Genomic DNA, 999 nt, shown 5'->3' with positions numbered 1-999 from the left:
GGCGGGTCCACGCCGTCGAGGCGACGGCGCAGGTCACCGGCGCGCCGCCGGGCGTCGCGCACCGACAGCGGCAGCGGCGTCCACCCGGCCAGGCGTCCCAACTGGACCAGTGGCGGCGCGAGGTCCACGCCGGCCAGCACCTCGGCCGGTGCTCCGTCGCGCACCCGGCCGTCGCCGGGCAGGTAGAGCAGGCGGTCGGCGTACTGCACGACGCGTTCCAGGCGGTGCTCGGCCAGCACCACGGTCACGCCGAGGTCGTGCACCAGCCGGGTGACGGCGGCGAGCACGTCCTCGGCCGCGGTCGGGTCGAGCGCGGAGGTCGGCTCGTCGAGCACCAGCACCCGGGGGTGGCTGGTCAGCACGGCGCCGATGGCGACCCGCTGCTGCTGCCCGCCGGAGAGCGTCCGCAACGCCCGGCCGCGCAGCTCGGCGATACCGAGCAGGTCCAGCGTCTCCTCCACCCGCTTGCGCATCACCGCCGGCGGCAGGGCGAGCTGCTCCATGCCGTACGCCAGCTCCTCCTCGACGGTGTCGGTGACGAAGCCGGACAGCGGGTCCTGGCCGACCACCCCGACGGTGTCGGCGAGGTCGCGGGGTGGGTGCCGGCGGGTGTCCCGGCCGTCCACCGTGACCGTGCCGTGCAGCGTGCCGCCGGTGAAGTGCGGCACGAGTCCGTTCACCGCCCGCAGCAGCGTCGACTTGCCCGCGCCGGTACGCCCGGCGACCAGGCACAGCTCGCCCTCCTCGATCCGCAGCGTCACGTCCCGCAGCGGTGGGGCACCGCCGTCGGCGTAGCGGACGGTGACCCGGTCGAACGTGATCACGGGTGGCCTCCGGGTGGGGACGACGGGACCGGCGGGCGGGCCGGCGCGGTGGGTGGCGGAGGGGGCGTCAGCCAGGCCGGCGCGGCCGCGACGGCGACCGCGAGCACGGTCGGCGCGGTCAACTCGGGCCAGGTGAGCGGGCTGACCGGCGGGTAGAGCGCCGCCGGGTCGAGCG

General features: G+C 76.9%; 1 protein-coding gene. It reads right to left on the bottom strand.

Annotated elements, in window-relative coordinates; genetic code table 11:
- On the bottom strand, window positions 1-824 hold an 824-nt coding region (locus HUW36_RS33410; protein ID WP_174531647.1), incomplete at its 3' end, for an energy-coupling factor ABC transporter ATP-binding protein.
- Window positions 825-999: the final 175 nt, after the last annotated feature.

Origin of the sequence: Micromonospora maritima, from assembly GCF_902825405.1 — a bacterium.
GTDB classification, from domain to species: Bacteria; Actinomycetota; Actinomycetes; order Mycobacteriales; family Micromonosporaceae; genus Micromonospora; species Micromonospora maritima.
Note: the sequence above shows the minus strand (reverse complement) of the source record. Positions and strands in the feature narration are given on the sequence as shown.